Source organism: Microbacterium sp. F2E, assembly GCF_020905435.1.
Classification (GTDB): domain Bacteria; phylum Actinomycetota; class Actinomycetes; order Actinomycetales; family Microbacteriaceae; genus Microbacterium; species Microbacterium lacticum.
This window is the reverse complement of record NZ_JAJJIB010000001.1, coordinates 411,096-435,646: the sequence shown is the minus strand read 5'-3', so window position 1 is coordinate 435,646 and position 24,551 is coordinate 411,096. Positions and strand designations below refer to the sequence as shown.

At 72.1% G+C, this 24,551-nt stretch carries 18 protein-coding genes and 3 pseudogenes; 3 read left to right on the top strand and 18 right to left on the bottom strand.

Annotation, left to right across the window (positions count from 1 at the left end):
- Window positions 1-117: 117 nt before the first annotated feature.
- Genes LOK55_RS02060 through LOK55_RS02045 form a run of 4 tightly spaced genes read right to left on the bottom strand, consistent with a single transcriptional unit; the run spans window position 118 to window position 5,145 of the window.
- Window positions 118-1,647, bottom strand: a complete 1,530-nt coding sequence (locus LOK55_RS02060) for a GMC family oxidoreductase (RefSeq protein WP_229934018.1) — start codon at window positions 1,645-1,647, stop codon at window positions 118-120.
- A gap of 53 nt (window positions 1,648-1,700) precedes the next feature.
- On the bottom strand, window positions 1,701-3,119 hold the full coding sequence (locus tag LOK55_RS02055; protein WP_229934051.1) for an alpha/beta fold hydrolase: 1,419 nt from the start codon (window positions 3,117-3,119) through the stop codon (window positions 1,701-1,703).
- Complete coding sequence (locus LOK55_RS02050; RefSeq protein ID WP_141378897.1) at window positions 3,119-4,015, bottom strand: SDR family oxidoreductase; 897 nt, start codon at window positions 4,013-4,015, stop codon at window positions 3,119-3,121. Before LOK55_RS02050 ends, LOK55_RS02055 begins: the two co-directional genes overlap by 1 nt.
- Window positions 4,012-5,145: an NAD(P)/FAD-dependent oxidoreductase gene (locus tag LOK55_RS02045; RefSeq protein ID WP_229934017.1), complete on the bottom strand. Its 1,134-nt coding sequence runs from the start codon at window positions 5,143-5,145 to the stop codon at window positions 4,012-4,014. Before LOK55_RS02045 ends, LOK55_RS02050 begins: the two co-directional genes overlap by 4 nt.
- 161 nt (window positions 5,146-5,306) lie before the next feature.
- Between LOK55_RS02045 and LOK55_RS02040 the strand changes: the two are divergent.
- A pseudogene (locus tag LOK55_RS02040) lies at window positions 5,307-5,853 on the top strand (FAD-dependent monooxygenase); the annotation flags it as partial.
- 16 nt (window positions 5,854-5,869) lie between these two features.
- Here LOK55_RS02040 and LOK55_RS02035 read toward each other — a convergent pair.
- Complete coding sequence (locus tag LOK55_RS02035) at window positions 5,870-7,684, bottom strand: Na+/H+ antiporter (protein ID WP_229934016.1); 1,815 nt, start codon at window positions 7,682-7,684, stop codon at window positions 5,870-5,872.
- A gap of 113 nt (window positions 7,685-7,797) precedes the next feature.
- A pseudogene (locus LOK55_RS02030) lies at window positions 7,798-8,013 on the bottom strand (thiamine pyrophosphate-binding protein); the annotation flags it as partial.
- On the opposite strand from LOK55_RS02030, the pseudogene LOK55_RS14365 reads away from it, so the two are divergent.
- Window positions 8,008-8,487 (top strand): annotated as a pseudogene (locus LOK55_RS14365) (DNA glycosylase AlkZ-like family protein); the annotation flags it as partial. The pseudogenes LOK55_RS02030 and LOK55_RS14365 overlap by 6 nt on opposite strands.
- Window positions 8,488-8,632: 145 nt before the next feature.
- On the opposite strand, the gene efeB reads toward LOK55_RS14365, so the two are convergent.
- From efeB to LOK55_RS02005, 4 genes are all read right to left on the bottom strand, one after another.
- The gene (gene efeB / locus LOK55_RS02020) at window positions 8,633-10,003 is read right to left on the bottom strand and encodes an iron uptake transporter deferrochelatase/peroxidase subunit (RefSeq protein ID WP_374107598.1); all 1,371 of its coding nucleotides are present in this window, start codon (window positions 10,001-10,003) and stop codon (window positions 8,633-8,635) included.
- Window positions 10,003-11,232: an iron uptake system protein EfeO gene (efeO, locus tag LOK55_RS02015; RefSeq protein ID WP_229934014.1), complete on the bottom strand. Its 1,230-nt coding sequence runs from the start codon at window positions 11,230-11,232 to the stop codon at window positions 10,003-10,005. Before efeO ends, efeB begins: the two co-directional genes overlap by 1 nt.
- On the bottom strand, window positions 11,232-12,254 hold the full coding sequence (gene efeU, locus LOK55_RS02010) for an iron uptake transporter permease EfeU (RefSeq protein WP_229934013.1): 1,023 nt from the start codon (window positions 12,252-12,254) through the stop codon (window positions 11,232-11,234). Before efeU ends, efeO begins: the two co-directional genes overlap by 1 nt.
- A 144-nt stretch (window positions 12,255-12,398) precedes the next feature.
- Window positions 12,399-13,838, bottom strand: a complete 1,440-nt coding sequence (locus LOK55_RS02005; RefSeq protein WP_141378912.1) for an XRE family transcriptional regulator — start codon at window positions 13,836-13,838, stop codon at window positions 12,399-12,401.
- Window positions 13,839-13,953: 115 nt separating this feature from the next.
- On the opposite strand from LOK55_RS02005, the gene LOK55_RS02000 reads away from it, so the two are divergent.
- Window positions 13,954-15,852, top strand: a complete 1,899-nt coding sequence (locus LOK55_RS02000) for a phosphoenolpyruvate carboxykinase (GTP) (protein WP_229934012.1) — start codon at window positions 13,954-13,956, stop codon at window positions 15,850-15,852.
- Between the two features lie 134 nt (window positions 15,853-15,986).
- Here LOK55_RS02000 and LOK55_RS01995 read toward each other — a convergent pair whose 3' ends face one another.
- The 8 genes from LOK55_RS01995 to ribD all read right to left on the bottom strand — a co-directional run bounded on the left by LOK55_RS01995 (window position 15,987) and on the right by ribD (window position 24,240).
- Entirely contained in the window at window positions 15,987-17,939 is a 1,953-nt protein-coding gene (locus LOK55_RS01995) for an ABC transporter ATP-binding protein (protein ID WP_229934011.1), read from the bottom strand.
- Window positions 17,940-18,186: 247 nt separating this feature from the next.
- Window positions 18,187-18,450 carry a hypothetical protein gene (locus LOK55_RS01990; protein WP_229934010.1) on the bottom strand — a complete coding sequence of 88 codons (264 nt, stop codon included), beginning with the start codon at window positions 18,448-18,450 and terminating at the stop codon, window positions 18,187-18,189.
- A gap of 164 nt (window positions 18,451-18,614) precedes the next feature.
- Window positions 18,615-20,090, bottom strand: coding sequence for an MFS transporter (locus LOK55_RS01985; RefSeq protein ID WP_229934009.1), 1,476 nt, complete (start codon window positions 20,088-20,090; stop codon window positions 18,615-18,617).
- A 192-nt stretch (window positions 20,091-20,282) separates the two neighbouring features.
- Window positions 20,283-20,633 carry a Fe-S protein gene (locus tag LOK55_RS01980; RefSeq protein ID WP_141378924.1) on the bottom strand — a complete coding sequence of 117 codons (351 nt, stop codon included), beginning with the start codon at window positions 20,631-20,633 and terminating at the stop codon, window positions 20,283-20,285.
- A gap of 67 nt (window positions 20,634-20,700) precedes the next feature.
- Window positions 20,701-21,174 (bottom strand): 6,7-dimethyl-8-ribityllumazine synthase, encoded by a 474-nt coding sequence (gene ribH, locus LOK55_RS01975; protein WP_229934008.1) that lies wholly within the window; start codon window positions 21,172-21,174, stop codon window positions 20,701-20,703.
- Window positions 21,171-22,541 carry a GTP cyclohydrolase II gene (gene ribA, locus LOK55_RS01970; RefSeq protein ID WP_229934007.1) on the bottom strand — a complete coding sequence of 457 codons (1,371 nt, stop codon included), beginning with the start codon at window positions 22,539-22,541 and terminating at the stop codon, window positions 21,171-21,173. Before ribA ends, ribH begins: the two co-directional genes overlap by 4 nt.
- Complete coding sequence (locus LOK55_RS01965) at window positions 22,538-23,176, bottom strand: riboflavin synthase (RefSeq protein WP_196325198.1); 639 nt, start codon at window positions 23,174-23,176, stop codon at window positions 22,538-22,540. Before LOK55_RS01965 ends, ribA begins: the two co-directional genes overlap by 4 nt.
- A 2-nt stretch (window positions 23,177-23,178) precedes the next feature.
- On the bottom strand, window positions 23,179-24,240 hold the full coding sequence (gene ribD, locus LOK55_RS01960; protein ID WP_229934006.1) for a bifunctional diaminohydroxyphosphoribosylaminopyrimidine deaminase/5-amino-6-(5-phosphoribosylamino)uracil reductase RibD: 1,062 nt from the start codon (window positions 24,238-24,240) through the stop codon (window positions 23,179-23,181).
- Window positions 24,241-24,551 lie beyond the last annotated feature (311 nt).

The following is a 24,551-nucleotide window of genomic DNA, read 5'->3' as shown; positions in this document are numbered from 1 at the left end:
CAGGCGCTCAGCCATCTCGCCGTCGTGACGGCGGCGCTCACGATCCGCCAGGTCGTGCCGCCGAAGGCGCTCGAGGGGCACTGACCCGCTCGAGCGGACACTGACCGGCAGGGCCGGTCAGTGTCCGGCGAGGAGGTGCTGGGAGCTCCGCAGCGCGAGCGCGACCTGGGTGAGGGCGGGGTTGGCGGCGAGGGCGCTCGGGAAGGTCGAGTTGTCGACGATCCAGAGGTTCTCGACCTCGTGGCTGCGGCCCGAGGCATCCACCACGCCGTCCTGCGGGTCGTCGCTCATCCGGCAGGTGCCGAGCGTGTGCGCGGTGCGGTCGAGCACGCGGGTCGACGTGGCGCCCGCCGCCTCGAGGATCCGCACCATGACGTCGGTCGCGTGCCGCATCAGCGCCTTCTCGTTCGCCCCGGCGGTGAACGACACCTCGGCGCGCGGGATGCCGTGCTCGTCGACCTCGCCGGAGAGGACGAGCGCGTTGTCGCGCTGCGGCAGGCACTCGCCGTTGATGCCGAGTCCGGTCGTGTACCGCGCGCCTTCGAGGGCTGCCATGAGCTCGGCGCCCCACAGCCCGCCGCCGCGCACGAGCGACGTCGCGAACGTGAGCGGCATGACGCCGAGGCTCTGGATGAGGTAGCCGCCGGCGAAGTCGGCGCCGGGCGGACGCAGGAAGTCCTCGGTGATGAGCGAGGAGGGATACCCGCGGTAGGCGCGCTGCTGCGTGTCGAACGTGCCCCACACCTGGGTCGCCGGGTGGGCGAGGAAGTTCCGCCCGACCTGCCCGTTCGCGTTGCCGAGGTCGTTCGCCAGCAGCAGGCGCGGCGTCTCGACACCGCCCCCGGCCAGCACGAGCGCGCGGCACGGCTGGCGCAGATCGCGGCCGGCCTGGCGGTAGACGACCGCGCTCACCCGCCCCGCGGCATCGGTGTCGACGGTGTGCACCATCGCCTCGGCGCGGATCTCGGCGCCCGCCGCGATCGCCGCGGGGAGGTAGGTCGTCCCCATCGTCGCCTTCGCGCCGGTGCGGCAGCCCTGGTGGCAGGTGCCGCACGCGATGCACGCGCCGCGCGGGATGCCGTGCTGCTCGCGGGGGCGGGTCAGGACCGCGGCGGGCGCGTCGGTCGCGCGGATGCCGAGGACGCGGCATCCGTCCGCCATGTGCTGCGCGGAGGCGTTGCGGCCGGCCGCCGCGTAGGCGTAGGAGCGGGCGGGATCCCAGGGATAGTCCGCGGGACCGCTGACGCCGAGATCGCGCTCCGCGCGGACGAGGAAGGGGAGGAGCTCCTCGAGGGAGAAGGGCCAGTCGCGACCCTCACCCGTCTCGGTGCGCAGGCGCAGCTGACCCGCGTCGGGGCGCGGGGTGAACGCGCCCCAGTGCAGCGTCGATCCGCCGACGCCGCGGCCGGAGTTGTTCGGCCCGAACGCGGTCGGGTCGTCGCCGCCGGAGAGCCGCTCGCTCATCCAGTTGATCTCGGCGGCGTCGGTCTCGTCGGGCGTGTGATCGGCGGGGTCGAAGAACGGACCCGCCTCCAGGGCCACGACGCGCAGGCCGGCCGCGGCGAGTTCGGCGAGCACCGGGGCGCCGCCGGCGCCGGTGCCGACGATGACGACGTCGACCTCCTCGCCCGGCTCGAATCGGCGCATGCGAGAGGTGTCGAGGGCGAGGGCGCTCGTGGGGCCTCCGCTTCCGTCGCCGGTCACGCGGCGGGGCCCGAGGGGAGGGTGTCGCGCGAGGTGTCGACGTCGCCGAGACCGCCGGGTTCCCACGCCTCGCGGAGGCCGGCGGCGAGCATTGTGAACCCCCGAGGCTCGGGGAACCCGCGCGTGGCGAAGCTGTCGTTGCCGGTGCGGGCGAGGGATGCCGGGTGGGCGAGCCAATGGCGCACGAGGTCGACCCGGGCGTCTTCGGCCCACGCCTGCAGCTGCGCGGGCGAGAGCGCCGAGCCGGGCAGCTCGAGGCGGCCCGACACGAGCGCGGCGACGACGTCGTCGTCGAGGTTGACGTCGGCGAGCGCGTCGAGGGCGAGCCCCGCGGCGACCGCGTCGGGCGGGAGGTCGGCGCGGCGCCATCCGTCGCCCTCGCCCGCCGCGAGCTGCCGGTCGACGCGCGCGGCGAGGTCGATGCGCCCGCGGCCGGCGGCCGGGGCGTCCGATTGCGGCACGACGAGGTCGGCGAACCGTCGCAGCGTCTCGAGCTGCGCGGGTGTGAGCGCGCGCGGCCGGTAGGCCGGGTCGTCGGCGATCGCCCGGGCGGCGAGCGTCGCGCGCACCCGCGGCGTGAGAGCGGGGGAGGCGATGAGGCGCGCCCAGTCGGCGGGCACCGCGGGGGCGTGCGCCTCGATCTCGTCGGCCAGGGCGGCGATCGCCGCCGCGACCTCCTCCGGCCGCTCCTGCGGCACGAGGTGACCCGTCTCGCGCAGGCGCACGAGGCGGGCGCGCGGATAGACGTCGCCGTGCAGACGCGGCTGCGCGTCGGCGCCGAGATCGTCGTCGTCCTCGCCCGCGACGATCACCGCGGGCACGTCCAGGGTGCCGACGACGGCCGACACGTCTTCACGGCTGCCGTGCTCGAGCCAGTGCACCCAGGCATCCGGTGCCGCTCGGCGCAGGTCGTCGATCGTCCGCGCATCGCACTCGCCGCCGAGCGGCAGGGCGGTGTTCGCCTCGACGAACGCGCGGGCCTCGTTCTCGCCGAGCCAGCCGTCGCGGGCCCAGCGGATCATCTCGGCCCGCTTGTCCTCGCTCATCGGCTCGGGCGTCGGCGGCGAGGCGGCCACGAGCACGACGCCCGCGAAGCCGAACACGGGATCGTCGCCGGCGAGCGCGCGCCGGGCGACGACCGAGGCGACCTTGCCGCCCATGCTGTGCCCGAGGAGCAGCCAGCGGCCGCCGTGGGCGGAGTCGTCGCGGCGGATGCGGTCGATGACGACATCGGCCATCTCGGCGACCGTGTACCCGGGCAGGTCGACGGCGTCGCCGAAGCCGGGCAGGTCGATCGGCACGAGTCGGATGCCGGGGCGCAGCGCCGCGGCGACGGGGCGGAACTCCGCCGCGCTGCCGCCGAGCGCGTGCAGCGCGTAGACGGTGAGATCGGATGCCGGTGCGTCGGGCGTCATCACGGGGTGACCATCCCGCCGTTGACGTTGAGCGTCTCGCCCGAGACGTAGCCCGACTCGGCCGAGGCGAGGAAGACGAACGCCGGCGCGATCTCGGCGGGCTGGCCGGCGCGGCGGTACTCGTTCTCGTCGTCGAAGTGCGTCATCTGCTCGTCGGAGACGCCGTCCGACACCTGCAGGGCCGTCCAGGTCGGGCCGGGGGCGACGACGTTGACGCGGATGCCGCGGGGAGCCAGCTGCTGCGCGAGACCCTTGGAGAGGTTGTTGATCGCGGCCTTCGTCGCCGCGTAGTCCAGCCGATCGGGCGCGGGCACGTACGCCTCGAGCGAGGCCGTGTTGATGATCGTCGACCCGGGCGTCAGGTGGGGGAGGGCGGCCTTGATCAGCCGGAACGGGGCGAACACGTTCGTCCGGAACGTCGCCTCGAACTGCTCGTCGCTGAGATCTTCGACCTTCGCCACGGCGGTCTGCTTGCCCGCGTTGTTGACCAGGATGTCGAGACCGCCGAGCTCGGCGACGGCGTCGGCGACGACGGTGCGGCAGCGCTCGGCGTCGGTGAGGTCGGCCACGAGCGCGACGCCGTGACGCCCCGCCTCCCGGATGAGACCGAGGACGTGCGCGGCGTCCGGTTCCTCGCCCGGTCGGTGCACGATCGCGACGTCGGCGCCCTCGCGCGCGAACGCGATCGCCGCCGCCCCGCCGATGCCGGAGTCGCCGCCGGTGATCAGCGCGCGCCGCCCCGCGAGCCGGCCGGAGCCCCGGTAGGTGTGCTCGCCGAGGTCGGGGACGGGCGTCATGACGCCCTGCACCGCCGGCTCGTCCTGATGCTGGAGCGGCGGCTCGACCCGAGGGTAGCGCGTGACCGGGTTGCCGAAGGCGTACTGGTCGTCGGTCATGATGCCTCCTCGCGGATGCGATCGATGAGGGCATCGCGATCGACGGGTCCGTCCTCGGTGAGAACGGCGCGCGCGGCATCCGTTCGATCGTCGATGTTCCACAGCAGCACGCCGACGACGCGGTCGTCGTCGAGGTAGTAGACGACGCCGCGTTCGAGCGGCTCGACCCAGTCCTCGACCGTCTCGAGCGATCCGTCGAGCGTGCCGACCGCCTCGTAGCGGGTGCCGAACACGACGGAGTAGTAGTACGGCGTGTGGGTGTACTCCTCGCCGGCGCCCGCGAGATTCCGACCCGCCTGCCGGCCCATCTGCTCCGCGTTGTCGACGTGCTCGACGCGGCGGCGTCCGAGGATGCGGTCGGGGTATTCGGCCACGTCGCCGGCGGCGAAGACGTCGGCCCGATCGGTGCGCAGGTGGGCGTCGACGACGATGCCGTCGCCCGTCGCGATGCCGGAGGACTCGGCGAGCTCGGTCTGCACCTCGATGCCGAGGCCCGAGACCACGGCATCCGCGACGACCGTCGCGCCGCCTTCGAGGTCGAGTCGCACTCCCGCGTCGCCGGCGTCGCCGCCGACCACCTCGTGGCCGCCGACGAGTTCGACGCCGGCGTCGCGGAACATCCCGGCGAAATGGTCGGCGAGATCCGCGGGGAACACGTCGGCGCCGAGGGTGGCCGTGCTGTGCACGAGCACGGTGTCGACGCCCTGCTGCACGAGCGCGGCGGCGAGTTCGCTGCCGATGTAGCCGCCCCCGACCACCGCGATGCGGTCGGCCTGCGCGGCGAGGGCGCGGAGGTGCCGATAGTCCTCCGCGGTGCGGAAGGTGAGCACCCGGTCGCTCGCGCCCCCGCCCTCGATCGGCAGCGCGACGGGGGTGCCGCCGGTCGCGATGAGGACGGTGCCGTAGCGATAGGTGTCGCCGGCATCCGTGTCGAGCTCGTGCGCGTCGGGGCGGAGGGCGGTGACCCGCGTGCGCAGGACGACCACGGCGCCGGTGTCGTCGGCGGTGCCGCGCTCCCGGATGCCCCGTGCCGCCGCGTCGGCGACCATCCCGCCTCCGACGATGACGTGGTCGTAGGCGATCGGGGTGGGCGCGGCGCCGGCGGTGGGAGCCGGATGCGCGGAGGTCATGTCCCGATTCAATCAGCCCATGCGCGTGCACACCAACGGGTTGACCGTGCCCCGCCCGGGCGCTACTCCGCGCGCGACGGACCCCTCCTTCAGTCGCCTTCCGTCGACAACTCGACGCTCCCGCGGCGCAGTCGTGCCCGTACGTGTGACTCGGCACCGACCGCCTGCCGAGGGTCTTCCTCATCGGCGATGCGTGCCACACGCACAGCGCCAAGGCCGGGCAGGGGATGAACGTCTCGATGCAGGACGGCTTCAACCTCGGCTGGAAGCTCGGCGCGGTCGTGACCGGGCTCGCGGACGCCGCGCATCAAGAGCGCGCGACGGGATTCCCGATCGGCAAGCGATTCAAGAGTGCGCCGGTCACGCGCGCCGCAGACGGCAACGTCGTGCACCTCGGACACCACGCGAAGGCCGACGGTCGACGCGAAGGTGATCTACCCGGGAGGCTATGACGAGATCGACGTCACGCGCGTCCCCGCGATCTTCCGCCCGCGCACCGGCCCGCTGCACCTCACCGACTGGGAGAAGGTGTTCGCCGCAGCGCCCAACCGCTGGAACGCGACCGACATCTATGCGGAACGCGGCATCTCACGAGACGGGGCGGTCGTCGTCGTGCGCCCCGACCAGTACGTCGCCGGTGTCTTCCCCCTGGACGGCGTGAACGGCGTGCAGGAGCTCGCCGTCTTCTTCGACGCCTGGCTGCTGTAGGTCGCGTCGGGCGGGTTCACTCGAGCGGGTCCACGCCACGCAGGCGCAACTCGTCGATGTCGAGGTGGTCCTCGATCCGTCGGACGACGAGGTCGTCGATCGTGCCCTCGCGCCGCAACCGGTGCAGCACGGCGCGCTTGCGCTCGAGCACGGCGAGGCGCAGTCGCGTCGCCTCCTCGTACCGGGTGATGGGCGAGCGCTGAGTCAGGTCGATGTCGTCGCTCGTCGCAATCATCTCGAGCGGTGAGGCCGACAGGGCGGGCATCGCCGCGCCCCCGACGGAATTCGATGGCGCAGTCGAGCGCGCCCACGAGGCATCCGCGGCACCCTCGTCATCCGCGTCGTCCCCGGCGCCCGCGTCGTCCCCGGCGCCCGCGTGGTTCCCGGCCTCAGGGGTAGAGAGCATGCTCTCGAGCTCGGAGATGGATGCCGCGTCGGCGCGGCTCTGCCGGGCGTAGGCGCGTGCATTGGCGAGCTCGAGGTACTCGTAGGTCTCGCGGCGGATCCGGTCGCGCACCTCGTCGCTGATGCCGTGCTCGGCGGCGAGGTCGTCGAGCACGGCGACAGTCGCACCCGTGATCGTGCGCTGCGCAAGCTCGTACTCCTCGGCCGCGGTCTCATCCTGCGGCAAGCGCGCCCAACGCACGATCGCGGGGAGCAGCGTCCCCTGCACGAGAAGGCTCACGAGGATCACCCCGCCCGTCACGAACGCGACGATGTCGCGCCCGGTGAGTTCGCCGATGCCCTCGATGGATGGCGGAACGGACAGGGCGATCGCAAGCGACACGGCGCCGCGGAACCCGGCGAACGTATTGACGATGCGTCCGCGGTGGTGGTGGCCGAACCGCGGGTCTCGCGGGGTCCGGGAGAATGGCGCGAACAAGGTCAGGAACACATACCGGACGACGATCAGTGCGATCCACGTCGCGATCGTGATGGCCACGAGCGTGCCGAGTTGCCGGGCCGGGACGTCGTGCACGACGTACTGCACCTCGAGTCCGATGAGGACGAACAGCGCCCCGTTGAGCAGATACACGCCGAACGGCCATGCCAACTGCGCCTGGCGCCGCGACGTCGCGGTCGTGATGCCCGCGTGCGACCAGGCCACGATCAGACCCGCGAAGACGACCGCCAGCACGCCGGAGGCGCCGACGAGCTCGGCGAGGAGGAAGGCGACGAACGGCACAAGCAGAAGCGTCGTGTTGATGACGAGGGCGTCGCGCGCGCGCCGCAGCGCCAGGTAGACGAGCGCTGCAACGGCGATGCCGGCCGCGGCGCCGCCCAGGTAGGAGACGGCCACCATCCCGGTGATCGACCATCCCGAGATGTTCTCGCCGAGGGCGAGCGAGAGGGCGATCGAGTAGAGCACGAGCGCCGTCCCGTCGTTTGTCAGACTCTCGGCCTTGAGCTTCATGAACATCCGCTCAGGAAGCAGACGCCCGAGGGCGGCGACCGCCGTGGCATCCGGCGGAGCGACGGCGGCACCGAGAAGGAGCGCCGTATGGAACGGCACTCCGAAGAGCGTCGCGATCCATGCCACGGTGAACGCGGACGCGACGACGAGAAGCGTCGACATCGGCACGATGTACCGCAGCGACTGCCGGACCGCGCGCAACGAGGTCGTGAGGCTCTCCCAGAAGAGCATGACCGGCAGGAAGAGGAGCAGCACGGTCTCGGGCGGCAGCTGGATGTCGCGCAGTGCCGGGACGAATCCGAGCAGCAGCCCGATCACGACGAGGACGAGCGGTGTCGCGATCCGCAGGCGCGGCGCGAGCACCGTCCCGGCCAGGATCGCGAGGCCCAGCAGAACCGTGACTTCGAGGCCTTCCATGGCATCCCTCCCTGTTCACGCTCAGTGTGGACTCAAGGATCAGCGTTCTGCCAGGCTCTGGCATTCCCCGCCCGCCGTGCGCGGCGCGGCGGCGCCGCCGCAGAAGCCGGGCGTCAGGAGTTCACGCGGATGATCTCCTGCTGATACGGCGCGATGACCTCCCCCGAGATTCGGCAGTCGAGGAGGAGGTAGGGTCGGTCGGATGCCGGGGCCGCCGCCCATTCGGCCAGCGCGTCGAGGTCGGCGAGGCTGCGGACGACCACTCCGCGGGCGCCGACCGAGGCGGCGAGGCCGGCGAAGTCGACCTCGGGGAACGGTGATGGATGCCGTATGTGTCTCGCGTGCCCCTTTTTCGAGCACCGGCCCGCGTCGTCGCGCGCCGGACGAGTCGATTATTGGGCGGCCGTGACCGCCGGTGCGGGTGCCGTTTGCAGGAACTCTGTGCCGACTCGCGCGTGCGAGCCGCGGAAACACGTGGAACGCGCGCGGCGGTGCGCGCGATTCTCCTGCAAACGGCACGCGGGGCCGGCCGCTCGACGGGATCGCCCGCACTCGCCGACGTCGATGCGGCCTTCGAGCGCGGCGAGCCCATCCGGTCGTGGACGCAGCGGGGAACCGTGCACATCCTCGATCCGCGCGACCTCGGATGGATGCTGGGCATCACGGCGGGCCGGCAGCTCCGGCAGGCCGCCGGTGTGCACCGCCGCGCCGGCATCGACGACGACGTGCTCGCCCGCGCCGAGTCCGCTGTGCGGCCGGTGCTCCGCGGCGATAACCGGCTCACCCGTCGCGAGCTCGGCACGGTGCTGACGGACGCCGGCATCGACGCGAGCTGCATGCGCGCGAATCGCCTGGGCCGGGCCGGCCCGGGCTCTCGTGTGCACAATTCAGTCTCCCCGCGCGGCGGCAGGCAGGTCGCGACGGCCATCCGACCGGCCCGGACTGACCTCAGGCGTCGAACAGCCCCGCACCGACGTACGAGCCGGCCGCGGCGCCCGGCGGCACGGCCCAGACGCCCGAGCCGATGTGGCGGATGTACTCGGCGAGGAGGTCGGTGGCGAGGGCCTTCTGCAGCGCGACGAACTGGTCGGGGGAGCGCTGGTACGACAGGAAGAACAGCCCGGCGTCCAGGCGCCCGAGCCCGGTGTTGCCGTCGACGTAGTTGTATCCGCGGCGGAGGATGCGATTACCGCCGTTGAGGTCGGGGTGCGCGAGTCGCACGTGGCTGCGCGCGTCGATGGCCGGCGCGCCGCCCGGGCCTGTGGCCGCGAAGTCGGGCGCGGTGTTCTCCTGTCCGCCCGACAGCGGTGCCCCGATCGCCTTGTCGCGACCGGTGACCCGCTCCTGCTCGGCGAGCCGCACGCGGTCCCAGGTCTCGATGAGCATCGCGATCTTGCGCGCGACGAGGTACGAGCCCCCCGTCATCCACGCGGGCTCGTCGCCGCTGCCGACCCAGACGTGCGCGTCGAGCGCGGCCGTGTCGTCGGCGAGGATGTTGGCGGTGCCGTCCTTGAACCCGAAGAGGTTCCGAGGCGTGGCCTGGTCGGCGGTCGTCTTCGACGTCTTGCCGAATCCGAGCTGCGACCAGCGCAGCCGCGCCCGGCCGAACGCGATCCGGCTGAGATTGCGGATCGCGTGCACCGCCACCTGCGGGTCGTCGGCGCACGCCTGGATCACGAGGTCGCCGCCCGAGGCGAGCGGATCGAGGTCGTCGCCGAGGAACGCGGGGAGCGGGGTGAGCGCCGCGGGGCGCTGCGCGGCGATGCCGTAGCGGTCCTCACCCGCCCCGGTCTGGAACAGCGTCGGCCCGAACCCGAACGTGATCGTCAGGCCGTTGGCGGCGAGCCCCAGGGCTTCGCCCGTGTCGTCGGGCGGCGCCTCGGGCGATCCACCCACCGCGCCCGTCGCCGAGACGTCCAGCCCCTGACTCATGCGCGCCGCGGCATACGTCCAGTCCTGCAGCAGCTCGATCAGGTCGTCGCGGTTCGTGCGCGCCATCATGTCGAACGACGCGAAGTGCAGGTGATCCTGCACCGGCGTCGTGATGCCCGCCTGGTGCACGCCGAAGAACGGGTGCACGGATGCCTCGGAGGCGCCCACCCGCGCTCGGCCGACGGCGACGCCGGCGGCCGACCCCGCGCCCGCCCCTACGGCGAGGCCGGCGGCGCCGATCCCCGCGGCGAGCCCGATGAGCCCGCGCCGGCTGAGGCCGCCGCGCGCCTCGCCGCCGCGGACCTCGGCACCGGAGAACCCGCCGGCCGGCGGGGTCTCCGCGCCCGCCGGCGCGTCGGGGAGGGCGTCGTCGTCCGTGGTCATCATCACTCCAGGATGGTCGACGTGAGCTTCGACAGCGGCTCGGCGAGCGCGTTGATGAGGTCGGTGAACTCGCGCTTGTCGGCCTCGGTGAGTTCGCGGTAGTTCACGAACCCGGACTCGAGCGAACCGTGCTGTGCGAGCGACGCGTCGAGGTCGTCGTAGCCGGTCTGGATCTGCTTCACGAGAGCGGCGCCCTCCGAGCCCGACGACGAGGCGAAATCCTGGACGAGCGAGAACGCCATCTCGGAGCCCTCGACGTTCGCCGCGAAGTCCCACAGGTCGGTGCCCGACCACCAGTCCTCCTCGCCGGAGATCTTGCCGGTCGCGACCTCGTCGAGCAGGCCGATGGCGCCGTTGGAGACGCCGCCGATCCCCTGCGCGTCGAGGGCCTCGGTGAAGGCGTCCGAGTGCACGTAGTCGTTGAGCTCCGCGACGTCGGCGATCAGCTGGTCGCCGTAGGCGGCGCGCTCGGCGGGTGTCGACGGCTGCCAGTTCTGCCAGGCCGGCGTCACGCCGTCGGAGTTGAGCGCATCTTGCGCGGGCACCCAGAGGTCCTTCTCGATGCGGTGGAAGCCGGTCCACTCGAGGCCTTCGGCCACGGCATCCACCTCGCGGTAGTCGATGCGCGGGTCGAGGTCGCCGAGCGACTCGGCCACCGGCTCGATGCGCTCGTAGAAGGCGCGGGTGGTGGGGAACTGCGCCTTCGCCGCGTCGTCGTCGCCCGACTCGTACGCCGCGACGAAGCTGTCGACGGCGGGCACGAGCTGCTCGACCTGGTCTTTGACGAACGCGGCGTAGAGGTCGACGGCCTTCTGCTTCTGCTCGGCGTCGTCGCCGGTCGCGGCGACCTTCTCGCCCGAGACCGCGAAGGAGGCCTTGCCGACGCCCTCGCCGACCATGCCGGGCTTGCAGAGCGTGTAGTAGTCGCCCGGCTGCGCGACGACGGTGAGCGTGCGCGAGGCGCCGGGGGCGATGTTCTCGACCTCGCCGACGATGCGCAGCCCATCCTCGGCGAGCAGGTAGAACTCGCTCACGTCGGAGCTCTGGTTGGTCACGTCGAAGGTGAGCGTGCCGCTCGTGGCGGTCGCCGCCGAGACGTCGCAGGAGGTGTCCGTCGAGGTCACCGTGAGCGAGCCCGAGGCGGCGGCATCGGTCTTGGCGACGCAGCCGGAGAGGGCGAGTGCGGCGAGCGCGGTCGCGGCCGTGGCGGCGAGCAGGCGGGGGCGGATCATCAGGCTCCTTGCGGGTGGGCGGCCGAGGCGGCGGGCGCCTCCTGGTCGGTGGAGGGGGAATCGGTGGTGGGGTGGCCGGTCGAGGGGGAGCGGGAAGGGGCGACGGATGCCTCGGCATCCACGTCGTCCGTCGCTCCGGCCGGGGCCGGCGGCCGGCGCCGCAGCCCGCGCACGAAGACGGTGCCGACGACGAGGAGGTAGACCACCCAGGCGATCACCTGCAGCCACGACATCTGCGGCATGAAGCCGACGGTGGCCTGCAGGATGGCGGCGAGCGGCGATCCGGGCGGGATCGCGGCGGTCATGTCGAAGGCCCACCCGAACGGGAAGGCGGCCCAGCCGACAGCGACGGCGCCGGTGGCCGGGTCGATCGGCGCGTCGGCGGTGAACGGCCCGGGGAGGGCTCCCGCCTCCTGCAGGTCGTGGATCGCGTACGCGAGCACGCCGGCGGCGACGAGCACGAGGAAGGCACCCGTCCAGGCGAAGAACACGCGCAGGTCGATGCGCACCATGCCGCGGGCGAGTGCCCAGCCGAGGGCGACGGATGTCAGGAGTCCCAACAGCGCCCCGAGGAGGGCCGACGGGGCGTCGCCGAAGGACTGCACCATCGACCACAGCAGCAGCGTCGTCTCGATGCCCTCGCGCGCGACCGAGACGAAGCCGATCGCGACGATCGCCCAGGCTCCGCCGACGGTCAGTGCGCGGTCGATGCCGCCTTCGAGTGAGCGCTTTATGGTGCGCGCGGTCTTCTGCATCCAGAAGATCATCCAGGTGACCATCGCGACGGTGAGAAGGGACAGCAGCCCGCCGATGAGCTCCTGCGCCTCGAACGTCAGGGCGTACGCGCCGAAGGTGAGGATCGCGCCGATGCCGAGTGCGAGCGCGATCGCGAGGGCGATGCCCGTCCACAGTCGCGGCAGCACGTCGCGGCGGCCGATGCGGCTGAGGTAGGCGACGAGGATGGCGACGACGAGGGCTGCTTCGAGCCCTTCGCGCAGGCCGATCAGAAAGGTGGCGAGCACAGGCGTTCTTCTGGTCAAGGGAGTGGGGCCGGTACCTCTGCCCCCTCGCAGTACCCGCCGCCGACGACGTCGGCGTTTAGGTTAGGTGAACCTCACTAACGGATCGACACTACACCTGCGCGTTCCCGGCGACAAAGCCGCCGGTTACTCTTGTGCGTGCCGGTCGAGGAAGGCGTAGACCTCGCCGTCGTCGACGCCGGGGAACGCCCCCCGCGGCAGCGGCGAGAACATCTGCATGTGCACGCGCGCGCTCGGCCAAGCCTTCCCGTTCCAGCGGTCGGTCAGCGAGGCATCCGGGCGTCGGCAGCACGACTCGTCGGGGCAGGTCGACACGGCGCGCTTGTGGGTCTCGCGGCCGCGGAACCAGCGTGCGTCGTCGAAGGGCACGCCGACCGTGATCGAGAACTCGCCGTCGCCCGTGCGCCCGGTCTGGCTCGAACACCAGAAGGTGCCGGCGGGGGTGTCGGTGTACTGATAGTGCTCGACGGTGCGGTTCTGCTCCGCGAAGGCGGCGCGCGCGGCGAACCTGCGGCAGACGATCTGACCCTCGACCGATCCGGTGACATCCATCGGCAGCGGCAGGTCGTCGTTCTCGTAGACCCGGTTGATCGCCCCCGCTCCGTCGACCCGCAGGAAGTGCAGGCGCGTGCCGAGGTGCTCGGTCAGCAGGTTCGTCATCCGCATCGCCGCCGCCTCGTGCGTCACGCCGAACGCGTCGCGGAAGTCCTCGACGGCGAGGTTCCGGTCCTTCTTCGCCTGGGCGAGGAAAGCGACCGATGCTGTCTCGGGCATGAGGCAGCACGCCGCGAAGTAGTTGATCTCGAGCCGCTGCTGCAGGAAGTCGGCGTAGTCGGTGGGCGGCGTGTGCCCGAGCAGCCGGTGCGCCATCGCCTGCAGCGCCATCGAGCGGAGGCCGTGACCGCCGGGGATCGACGCCGGCGGCAGGTAGATGCGTCCGTTCTCGAGGTCGGTCACCGACCGGGCGGAGTGCGGCAGGTCGTCGACGTAGATGAGCTCGAAGCCCAGCTGCGACGCCATGACGCTGACGCTCCGGTGCGTGAGCGCGCCGCCGGTGTGCCCCGCGGCCTTGAGCTGCTTCTCGGCGAGGTGCTCGATCTCGGGCAGGTAGTTGCCCCGCTCCCGCATGCGCAGGCGCAGCTCGGTGTTCGCGCGCCGGGCCTCCTCGGGCGTCGCGATCGCCTCGCGCTCGCGGCGCTGCAGCTCGCGGTGCAGGCCCAGGATCGACTCGATCGTCTCGTCGCTGGTCGCCTTGGTGACGCGCACGGCGGGGATGCCGAGGCGCCGGAACACGGGCGAGTTCTGCGCCTGCTCGAGGTCGAGTTCGAGGGCGGCGCGCCGGTTCGGCGGCTCGGGGGAGAGGAGGTCGGTGACATCCGTGCCCGTCGCGTGCGCGATCGCCTGCAGCAGCGACAGCTTCGGCTCGCGCTTGCCGTTCTCGATGAGGCTCAGCTGACTGCCCGCCACCCCGACGAGCGCGCCCAGCTCGTCGAGGGTGTACCCCCGCGCGACGCGGTGATGACGAATGCGGTGACCGAGCGTCGACAGCTCGAGAGCAGAAGCCATTCCTTGATGATAGCGAAACAATCGCGATTCTTGCGCCCCGATTCGTTCGAAACTCGGCGCGAATCGGCGCACAGTGGAAACACGAGCACCAGAGACCGCCCACGAAGGAGCTGACATGGCCATCGCCGATCTGTTCACCCGCACCGCGTCCGCCCCCGCCGAGGGCCGCAGCGCCGGGGCGGCGTACCGCACCTACGGCGCACGCCCGGTCCGGGCCGGCGAGGGCCTCGACGAGCTCTTCGCCTGGGTCGACGAGATCGCCGCGCTCACCCAGCCCGACCGCATCCACTGGGTCGACGGATCGCGCGCCGAGAACGAGACGCTGCTGCGCGAGCAGGTCGACGAGGGCAAGCTCATCAAGCTGAACCCCGAGTGGCGACCCGGCTCGTACCTCGCCCGCTCGCACCCGAGCGACGTCGCCCGCACCGAGGGGCGCACCTTCATCGCCTCCGAGCGCGAGGAGGACGCCGGCCCCACGAACAACTGGGCGAACCCCGCCGAGATGCGCGCGACCATCACGCCCCTGTTCGAGGGCTCGATGCGCGGGCGCACCATGTACGTCGTGCCGTTCTCGATGGGCGCCGTCGGCGGCCCGCTCTCGCACATCGGCGTTCAGATCACCGACTCGGCCTACGCCGTCACCTCGATCGGCATCATGACCCGCGTCGGTACCGAGGTGCTCGACCAGATCGCCGCCGGCAAGCCGTGGGTGAAGACCGTGCACACGGTCGGCGCTCCGCTCGAGCCCGGTGAGAAGGATGCCGCGTGGCCCTGCAACGACGAGAAGTACATCGTGCACTACCCCGAGACGCTCGAGGTGTGGTCGTACGGATCGGGCTACGGCGGCAACGCGATCCTCGCGAAGAAGTGCTTCGCCCTGCGGATCGCCTCGGTGATCGGCCGCGACGAGGGTTGGCTCGCCGAGCACATGCTGCTCATCCGCGTCATCAGCCCCGAGGGCAAGAAGTACCACCTGGCGGCGGCGTTCCCGTCGGCGTGCGGCAAGACCAACCTCGCGATGCTCCGCCCCACGATCCCCGGCTGGCGCGTGGAGACGCTCGGTGACGACATCGCGTGGCTGCGTCCCGGTGACGACGGACGCCTCTGGGCGATCAACCCCGAGGCCGGCTTCTTCGGCGTCGCGCCCGGCACCGGCGAGTCGACCAACGTGACCGCGGTCGAGACCCTGTGGGGCAACACGATCTTCACGAACGTGGCGCTCCGCCCCGACGGCGACGTCTGGTGGGAGGGGCTCACCGACGACGTGCCCGCCGAGCTCACCGACTGGGAGGGCAACCCGTGGACGCCCGACGCCGGCCGGCCCGCCGCGCACCCCAACTCCCGCTTCACCGTGAGCGCGGCGCAGTGCCCGCAGATCGCGGCCGACTGGGATGCCCCGGAGGGCGTGCCGCTGGACGGCATCCTCTTCGGCGGGCGCCGCGCGACCAACGTGCCGCTCGTCGTCGAGGCGACCGACTGGACCCACGGCGTCTTCCTCGGCTCGAACATCTCCTCCGAGCGCACCGCCGCCGCCGAGGGCACGGTCGGGGAGCTCCGCCGCGACCCGTTCGCGATGCTCCCGTTCTGCGGCTACAACATGGCCGACTACTTCGGTCACTGGCTGAAGGTCGGGCAGAAGCTGCGCTTCGACCGCGCGCCGCGGGTCTTCCAGGTCAACTGGTTCCGCAAGGGGGCCGACGGACGCTTCCTCTGGCCCGGGTTCGGTGACAACTCGCGCGTCATCGACTGGATCATCCGCCGCATCGAGGGCAAGGTTCCCGCCGTCGACAGCCCGATCGGCCGTCTGCCGCAGACGAGCGACCTGAACCTCGACGGCATCGAGGTGCCGCAGGAAGACCTCGACGCCCTGTTCGAGATCGACCCCGCGCTGTGGCTGCAGGAGACCGACCTCACCGAGGACTTCTACCGCACCTTCGACGGCAAGGTGCCGCCGGCGCTCTACGCCGAGCTCGCGGCGCTGCGCTACCGCCTGCGCCTCGCCCAGTCCGCCTGACTGCGGCCGGCGCGGCTCGCGCTCGCGCGCGCCGCACTGGATTCGCAAGAACGCAACAGAATCGGATGCCTCAGCACGGGGCATCCGATTCTGTTCGCGCTTTCCGAATCCGGTTTGCGCCGACCGGCGCCGGGTCAGACCAGCAGCTGGTGCCGGGCGAGGTCGCGGTAGAGGGGCACCGACTCGACGAGCTCGGCGTGGGTGCCCTGGCCGACCACGCGTCCGCGGTCGAGCACGATGATGAGGTCGCTGTCGACGACGGTCGACAGCCGGTGCGCGATCACGACGAGGGTGCGACCGGCCGCGACGGCGTCGATGGCTTCGCGCATGCGCTGCTCGTTCAGCCCGTCGAGCGACGAGGTCGACTCGTCGAGCAGCAGGATCGGCGGCGCCGCCAGCAACGCGCGCGCGATCGCGAGGCGCTGGCGCTCGCCGCCCGAGAGCATGACGCCCGCCTCGCCGACGGGTGCGTCGAGCCCGAGCGGCGACCGCTCGAGCACCTCGCCGAGGTTCACCGCGCGCAGCACGCGCTCGCACGCCGCATCGGATGCCTCGGGGGAGGCGAGCCGCAGGTTGTCGCCGATCGTGCCGGCGAGCGTCGGAGCATCCTGCTCGACGTAGCCGAGCTGTGCGCGCAGTCGGGTGCGGTCGATCCGGCGGACGTCGGTGCCGTCGAGCAGCACCGCGCCGGCGTCGGGGTCGTAGAAGCGCTCGATGAGCGCGAGGGTCGTCGATTTGCCCGCGCCCGAGGGTCCGACGAGCGCGACCCGCGCGCCGCGCGGGACCGTGAACGAGACATCGTGCAGCACGTCGCCGTCCGTGTCGGTGACCGGAGCGGCGTCGGCGTGGACGTCGGCGAGGGCGCGCTGGGCCTCCTCCTCGACGGTGCGGCGGGTGCGGACGACCGCTGTGGGGTAGGCGAACCGCACGCCGCGGAACTCGATCGCAGAGGTGTCGCGCGCGGCCAGCAGATCGCCGACGGTCTGGATCGGGCCGGTGAGATCGGCATCGGGGCAGGCGCGGCGGGCCTCGTCGGCGGCGGCGGCGCCCTCGGCGTCGTGCGCGGTCTCGGTGGGGAGGTCGAGCACCTCCTGGATGCGCCCGAGCGCGCCGAGCGCCTGATTCACCGAGGTGATGGCGCCGAAGAACGACCCGAGCGGCTGCACGAGGAAGAAGAGGAACATCACGAACGTCACGAGCTGCGCGATGGTGATGGCTCCCGAGGCGACCCGGAAACCGCCCACCCCGAGCACGACCAGCAGCGAGAGCTGCAGCGCGATGCCGGCGATCGGCACGATGAACGCGGATGCCTTCGCGACCTGCACGCCCGCGTCGTAGGCGCCGCGCGCGGTCTGGTCGATCGCCGCCTGCTCGCGCGAGGCGGCGCCTGAGGCGCGGATCGTGCGGATCGAGCCGATCGCGCGCTCGACACCCGAGGCGAGCTCGCCGACCTTCTCCTGCTGCACGGTCGTGGCGCGCCGGATGCGCCCGCTGAGCGCGCCGACGACGGCGACCGAAGCGCCCACGACGACGAGGATGAGCAGCAGCAGCACGGGGTCGATCAGCAGCATCGCGATCACGGCGCCGACGAAGATCAGCGCGTTGCCGACCGAGTCGGCGAGTCCCTGGGTGAGCACGGCGTAGAGCAGCGTCGTGTCGGTGCCGACGCGTGAGACGAGGTCGCCGGTGCGCCGCGCGTCGTACTCCTGCACCGGCAGGTGCAGCAGCTGCGCGATCAGCCGCCGGCGGCTGGAGTAGACGACCGCGGTGCCGGTGCGCTGCAGCAGATAGTGCTGGATGCCGCTGATCAGCGACGACGCGACGACGAGAGCGACGAGCACCCACACCAGCGTGCCGAGCGGGGCGCTCTGCTGCACCCGCTCGATCACCTGGCCGACGACGAGCGGCTGGGCGAGGGTCGCGGCGGCGGCGAGCACGCTCAGGATTGCGACCGCGATGAGCGTCTTCTTGTGCTCGAAGACGAACGGCAGCAGCTGGCGCAGACTCGCGCGCGGGCCTTCGTCCTTCGCGGTGCGGGACGGGCGCGCGGCGCGGTCGGGGCGGCGGGGGGAGGAGGCAGAGGACATGTGCGGCTTTCCTGCAGGTTCGGGTTCCGGGGCCCGTGCGGCGATCGGGCCGCGCCGCGGGCGCGGTCCGCTCCGACTCGGGTCGTCGGGTCCTGCCCCTCTATCTTCTCCCGTACTTCTTGTGCGCTGCCTGACGGCTGATCTCGAGGGCGTCCGCGATCGCGACCCACGAGTGGGCGCGCGCGCCGTGATCGGACGACGGCCGGTGATCATCCGGAAATCGCCGGTGTGGACGGCCATCTTGCCCTCACGGACCGCCTGTCCGAAGGTCACCATGCCTTCGGTTCCCGGTGACCTCGTTTCCGATCGCGGCGAAATCGGCCATCGTGAGCGACTCGGCCCCGTTGATGTTCAGCACCTCGGTGTGCAGGAACCGGTTGGCGAGCGCGTACGCGGCCGCCGTCGCGCAGTCGCGGCGCGAGATGAAGGACATGCGCCCGTCGCCGGCGTTGTTGGCCATCTCGCCCTGGGGAGCGAGGCGAAGTACGCCGTGATCATCGCGCTTGCGCATGAGTGCCACTGTCGAGGATTTGTGGTCAGGCCACATTAGGCTCCGTTGTGCGAGCGAACTCAAGAGCCCACGCGTCCATCCGTGTGCTGTCGCCACAACGGGCGGCACCGCCTGCGCGGTGCCGCCCGTCTCGGCGGTCGGAGGGACCGGTCAGCGAACCCCGGTCAGAGCGAGCCGGTCTCGCCGAGGCCGATGTTGGTGTCGTAGTCGACGTCCTTCGTCTCCTTCGACAGCGCCAGCGCGATGAGCGTGAGCACCGCCGACCCGGAGAGGTAGAGGCCGACCAGCCACGGCTGCCCGCCCGCCGCGGCCCAGAGGGCGACGGCGACGAGCGGCGCGAGGGCGGCGCCGAGGATCGACGACACGTTGTACGAGATCGCCGAGCCGGTGTAGCGGACGTTCGTCGGGAAGAGCTCGGGCAGCACCGCGCCCATCGGCCCGAACGTCGCCCCCATCAGCACGAAGCCGAACACGAGGAAGGCCTGCACGAGCGCGCCGGTGAACTTCGGGTCGAGCTGCGGCATGAGGAACACGTTGAACAGCAGGCCGAACACGCCGATCGCCGCGGTCACCCAGATGAGCAGCTTGCGGCGCCCGATCGCGTCGGCGACGGGGCCGGAGAGCAGCGTGAAGATGCCGAAGAAGATCACCCCGATGATCTGCATGATGACGAAGTCGGTGTAGCCGAAGCCGAGCCCCGCGACATACGTGCTGGGGTCGAAGGCCGTGCCCGCGGCATCCGCGACCTTCTGCGCGCCCTCGACGGTCGGCTTCGTGCCGTACGACAGCGTGAAGCTCGTCATCAGGTAGAAGAGCACGTAGGTCGCCAGCATGATGAAGGTGCCGAGGATGAGGTTCTTCCAGTTCGAGCGGATGACCTCGCCGAGGGGGAACTTGCGGATCGCGCCGGTCTGCTCGGCCTTCGTGAACGTCTCCGACTCGACGAGCTTGAGGCGCACCCACAGGCCGATGATGACCATGACGGCCGAGAACAGGAACGGCACGCGCCAGCCCCAGGTGAGGAACGCCTCGGAGCGCTGCGCCGGGCCGTCGGGGTGCGGCAGGGCGAAGTTGATCACGAGGAACACCGTGTTGGCGATGATGAAGCCGATCGGCGCGCCCAGCTGCGGGAACGTGCCGTACCAGGCGCGCTTGCCCTTCGGGGCGTTCTCGGTGGCGACGAGCGCCGCTCCCGACCACTCGCCGCCGAGGGCGAAGCCCTGGAACAGGCGCAGCAGCAGCAGGAGGAACGCCGCCCACCAGCCGATGTCGTTGTACGTCGGCAGGCATCCGATCAGGAACGTCGCGATACCCATCGTGAGCAGGGATGCCACGAGGGTCGCCTTGCGGCCGAAGCGGTCGCCGAAGTGCCCGAAGATCACCGCGCCGATGGGGCGGGCGACCATCGCGGCGCCGAACACGGCGAACGACGAGAGCAGCGAGGTGGTCTCGTTGCCCGTCGGGAAGAAGAGGATCGGGAAGACGAGGACGGCTGCCGTCGCGTAGACGTAGAAGTCGTAGAACTCGATCGTGGTGCCGACGAGGCTCGCGGTGATGACGCGCGAGCGGGGGTTGGCGGGGGCGGCGGAATCGCCGGGGGCGGAGGCGGGCGTCGCGGACGCGGCCGAAGAGGAAGACATGCGGGAAGAAGACCTGTCGATCGTGGAGAGGTCCTCGTGGGACGCGCCGGTGGCGGGCGTCCGTGGCGGGGGTGATGCGGCGGGCGTCGCGGCGTTGGGGGCACCGAGCACTCCGGCAGGGTTCCGGGGTACGAAACGATCCTACGCCCGGCCGAAGCGGCCGGGCGTAGGTGGTCGAACGTGGCGGGGCGCTCAGCGCCAGATGACCGCCAGGGCCGCGTTGACGAAGGTGAGGATGCCGACGCTCCAGAACAGCGCTGGGGCGAGCGTGCCGGTCTTGCGCTGGCGCGCGGTGCCGATGCCGAGCAGGGCGCCGATCACGAGCAGGATCACGAGCTTCACGCCGAGCTTGACGTAGTTCAGCTCGTACGAGATGCCCCACGGGGCGGCCAGGGCGAGGCCGGCGACGGCGGCGATGACCATGCCCCACGTCATCAGCCGCGTGAAGCGGCGCTCGCCGAACGCGGCGACCACCCAGGCGCCGAAGAGCACCGCGAAGCCCACCAGGTGGACGAGGACGACGACGTGACGCAGAATCTCCATACCCTCAGTCTACCTGAAGCTCGGCGTGCGCGGGTGCGCCGGTGCGCCGGTGCGCCGGCGGCGCGGGTCAGCCGCGCAGCGCGCGCAGCAGCAGCGCGGTGCGCAGGGCGGCGTCGGCGGCCTCGGCGCCCTTGTCCTCTTTCGAGCCGGGCAGCCCCGCGCGGTCGATGCCCTGCTGCTCGTCGTCGAGGGTGAGCACCCCGAACCCGACCGGCTTGCCGGTGTCGAGCGCGACGCGCGTGAGACCGTCGGTCGCGGCCGACGAGACGAACTCGAAGTGCGGCGTGCCGCCCCGGATGATCACGCCGAGCGCGACGACCGCGTCGGCCCCGGCATCCAGCGCCGCCTTCGCGGCCACCGGCAGCTCGAACGAGCCCGGCACGCGCACGAGGCGCCAGTCGGCACCGGATGCCTCGAGCACGCGCCCCGCGCCGGCGATGAGCCCGTCGGTGATCGCGTCGTGCCACTGGCCGGCGACGACGACGACCCGCAGGCCCGCCGCGTCGATCTGCTGGGGGGCGGGGGCGCCGTGGCCGCTCATGCGTGCTCCTTGGTGATGGTGTCGGTGTCGGTCGTAGCCGGGGTGGGCTCGGCGCCGTGCGCGAGGGCCGCCTCGAGCTCGTCGGCGCCGATGATGTGACCCATCCGGTCGCGCTTGGTCTCGAGGTACTGGTGGTTGTTCGGCCCGACGCCCACCAGCAGCGGCACCTGCTCGACGATGTCGAGGCCGAGCGCGCGCAGCTGGTTCACCTTGTCGGTGTTGTTCGTGAGGAGTCGCACCTTCTCGACGCCCAGGTCGCCGAGGATGCCGGCCGCCGCCGCGTAATCCCGGGCATCCGCCGGCAGCCCGAGGGCCAGGTTCGCGTCGACGGTGTCGAGCCCGCGCTCCTGCAGGCTGTAGGCCCGCAGCTTGTTGATGAGCCCGATGCCGCGGCCCTCGTGCCCGCGCATGTAGACGACGACGCCTCCGCCGGTCGCGATGGCGTCGAGGGCGGCGTCGAGCTGCGGGCCGCATTCGCACTTGAGCGACCCGAACGCCTCGCCGGTCAGGCACTCCGAGTGCACGCGCACGAGCGGCGCGTCGGATCCGTCGGCGCCCGAATGCAGGTCGCCGGACACGACCGCGATGTGGTCGGTGCCGGTGACGCGGTCCTTGTACGCCAGGAAGCGGAACGTGCCGTGCGACGTCGGCACCTGCGCCTCGGCGCGGAGGCTCACGCGGCGGCGCGCGCGGTGCGGGGCGGTCTCGCCGTCGCCGGCGGCGTCGGCGCTCACGATCGGGGCGATGTCGTCGAGGTGGGCGATGAGCTGCTCGATCGTGATGACCGGGATGCCTTCGCGCGCACCCATCTCGATGAGACCCGGCAGGCGCATCATCGAGCCGTCCTCGGCGACGACCTCGCCGATCGCGGCGACCGGCTGGAGCCCGGCGAGCTTCATGAGCTCGACACCCGCCTCCGTGTGCCCGGCGCGTTCGCGCACGCCGCCGTCGACGGCGCGCAGCGGCAGGATATGCCCCGGCCGGATCACCGCCGAGGGGGTGGATGCCGGGTCGGCGAGCACGTTCAGGGTGTGCGAGCGGTCGGTCGCGCTGATGCCGGTCGAGACCTTGTCCGCGGCATCCACGCTCACCGTGTACGCGGTGCCGCGCACGTCCTCGTTCACCGCGACCATCGGCGGCAGGTCGAGCCGGTCGGCCCACTCCGCCGGCATGGGCGCGCAGATGAACCCGCTCGACCAGCGGATCGTCCAGGCGAGCCACTCGGGGGTGGCGAGTTCGGCCGACAGGATGATGTCGCCCTCGTTCTCCCGGTTCTCATCGTCGGCGACGATGACGGGGCGGCCGGCGCGCAGGGCGTCGAGGGCCTCGGGGATGGTGGACAGGCCGGGGGTGGCGGAAGGGCTCATCGCGAGCCTCCTTCGGAGTCGTTCGGGATCGTGGAGAAGGCGAGGAGGCGCTGCACGTGGCGCGCCAGGATGTCGGTCTCGAGGTTGACGAGGTCGCCCGCCCGGCGGAGGCCGAGGGTCGTGACCTCGAGGGTCTCGGGGATGAGCGAGACCTCGAACCACTGCTCGGGCTCGGTGGCGGGGGAGACGGCGCTGACCGTGAGCGAGACGCCGTCGACCGTGATCGAGCCCTTGTCGACGACGAGCGGGGCGAGATCCGCCGGCAGCGACACCCGCACGACCTGCCACTGCTCGCCCGGGAAGACCTCGAGCACGGTGCCCGTGCCGTCGACGTGGCCCTGCACGATGTGTCCGCCCAGGCGGGTGTGCGCGGCGAGCGCGCGTTCGAGGTTCACCGGCGTGCCGGGGCCGATCTCGCCGAGGCTCGTGACCGCGAGGGTCTGGTGCATGACGTCGGCGGCGAACCAGTCGTCGCCTTGATCGACGACCGTGAGGCACACGCCGGACACGGCGATCGAGTCGCCCTGCGCGGCGTCCGACACGGCGCGGGGGCCGCGCACGGTGACGCGCAGGCCGTCGCCCGCGGGCTCGACGGCGACGATCTCGCCGCGCTCTTCGATGATCCCGGTGAACATGGTCAGTCTTCTTCCTTCGCGGGGAGGTCGGGGTGGGCGACGACGAGGAGGTCGTCGCCGAGGCGCCGCACGTCGCTGACGGTCAGCCGGCGCTGGTCGGCGATCGTCGTCACGCCGAGGTCGCCGAGCGCGAGCCGCTCGCCGCCGAGGAGGGTCGGGGCGAGGTAGACGAGCAGCTCGTCGACGAGCCCGTCGCGCACGAACGACGATGCGAGGCGGGGGCCGCCCTCGACGAACACGCGCTGCGCGCCGAGCTCGCGGAGGCGGCCCAGCAGATCGACGAGGTCGTCGCCCTCGTCCTGCAGGAACGGTCGCGGATGCTGCCGCACCGCCGCCTCCTGCGGCACCGCGCGGGTGCCGACGACGACCGGGCGGGGCTGGTGGTCGTACAGGGTGCCGTCGCCGCGGCGGGCGGTGAGGGCGGGATCGTCGGCGAGCAGGGTGCCGGTGCCGACGACGATGGCATCCGCCGCGGCGCGGCGCGCGTGCACGTCGGCGCGGGCGAGCGGGCCGGTGATCCACTGGCTGGTGCCGTCGGATGCCGCGGCGCGCCCGTCGAGCGACTGCGCCCACTTGACGGTGACGTGCGGGCGGCCGAGCCGCTGCACCGTGAGCCACGAGTCGAGCAGGGCGGTTCCCTCGGCCCGCAGCAGCCCCGCCTCGACGTCGACGCCGCCGCGGCGGAGGTGCGCGCCGCCGCCGCCGGAGAGCACTCCGGGGTCGTCGACGGCGTAGACGACGCGGGCGATGCCGGCGTCGAGCAGTGCTTCGGCGCACGGGCCGGTGCGGCCGGTGTGGTTGCAGGGTTCGAGCGTGACGATGGCGGTCGCGCCGCGGGCGGCGGCGGGGCCGTGCGCGGCGGCGAGGTTCGTCAGGGCGTCGATCTCGGCGTGCGGGGTGCCGGCACCGCGGTGCCAGCCCTCGGCGAGGACCTCGCCGGCGGGAGAGAGGATCACCGCGCCGACCTGCGGGTTCACGCCGCGCGGCCCGTGCAGCGCCAGCTGCAGCGCGCGCGCCATGGCATCGCGCTCGGTGGCGCTCCGCTCGCGGTCGGCCTGTGGCATCCGTCGTCCTTCGTCACGACTCGTCGTCTTCAGGGTTCCGGGGTATCGATGGGCGGACGATGCGCGCTCTGCGCGCCAGACGCCGCGAACGGCGCCCGTGCTGCCTCCCATCCGGACTCGCGGCGCTCTCCGCAGAGAGGCGCCGCATCACCGTCGGTCCCGGAATTCCACCGGGTCGACCCGTTCGATCATTCGATCTGGCGGGCTCGCGGACTGTCACCGCCGGTTCGGATTCTCACCGACCCCGGAGCACGTTGTTCTGCTCTCGATCCTACTCAACGCCCCGGACGTCGTTTCATTCCGTGTCGTCG

Bases quoted from the DNA above. Each gene is read 5' to 3' on its own strand.
- LOK55_RS02060 (WP_229934018.1), bottom strand. From the start codon at position 1,647: ATGCGCCGATTCGAGCCGGGCGAGGAGGTCGACGTCGTCATCGTCGGC.
- LOK55_RS02055 (WP_229934051.1), bottom strand. From the start codon at position 3,119: ATGACGCCCGACGCACCGGCATCCGATCTCACCGTCTACGCGCTGCAC.
- LOK55_RS02050 (WP_141378897.1), bottom strand. From the start codon at position 4,015: ATGACCGACGACCAGTACGCCTTCGGCAACCCGGTCACGCGCTACCCT.
- LOK55_RS02045 (WP_229934017.1), bottom strand. From the start codon at position 5,145: ATGACCTCCGCGCATCCGGCTCCCACCGCCGGCGCCGCGCCCACCCCG.
- LOK55_RS02035 (WP_229934016.1), bottom strand. From the start codon at position 7,684: ATGGAAGGCCTCGAAGTCACGGTTCTGCTGGGCCTCGCGATCCTGGCC.
- efeB (WP_374107598.1), bottom strand. From the start codon at position 10,003: ATGATGACCACGGACGACGACGCCCTCCCCGACGCGCCGGCGGGCGCG.
- efeO (WP_229934014.1), bottom strand. From the start codon at position 11,232: ATGATCCGCCCCCGCCTGCTCGCCGCCACGGCCGCGACCGCGCTCGCC.
- LOK55_RS02005 (WP_141378912.1), bottom strand. From the start codon at position 13,838: ATGGCTTCTGCTCTCGAGCTGTCGACGCTCGGTCACCGCATTCGTCAT.
- LOK55_RS02000 (WP_229934012.1), top strand. From the start codon at position 13,954: ATGGCCATCGCCGATCTGTTCACCCGCACCGCGTCCGCCCCCGCCGAG.
- LOK55_RS01995 (WP_229934011.1), bottom strand. From the start codon at position 17,939: ATGTCCTCTGCCTCCTCCCCCCGCCGCCCCGACCGCGCCGCGCGCCCG.
- LOK55_RS01990 (WP_229934010.1), bottom strand. From the start codon at position 18,450: ATGCGCAAGCGCGATGATCACGGCGTACTTCGCCTCGCTCCCCAGGGC.
- LOK55_RS01985 (WP_229934009.1), bottom strand. From the start codon at position 20,090: ATGTCTTCCTCTTCGGCCGCGTCCGCGACGCCCGCCTCCGCCCCCGGC.
- LOK55_RS01980 (WP_141378924.1), bottom strand. From the start codon at position 20,633: ATGGAGATTCTGCGTCACGTCGTCGTCCTCGTCCACCTGGTGGGCTTC.
- ribH (WP_229934008.1), bottom strand. From the start codon at position 21,174: ATGAGCGGCCACGGCGCCCCCGCCCCCCAGCAGATCGACGCGGCGGGC.
- ribA (WP_229934007.1), bottom strand. From the start codon at position 22,541: ATGAGCCCTTCCGCCACCCCCGGCCTGTCCACCATCCCCGAGGCCCTC.
- LOK55_RS01965 (WP_196325198.1), bottom strand. From the start codon at position 23,176: ATGTTCACCGGGATCATCGAAGAGCGCGGCGAGATCGTCGCCGTCGAG.
- ribD (WP_229934006.1), bottom strand. From the start codon at position 24,240: ATGCCACAGGCCGACCGCGAGCGGAGCGCCACCGAGCGCGATGCCATG.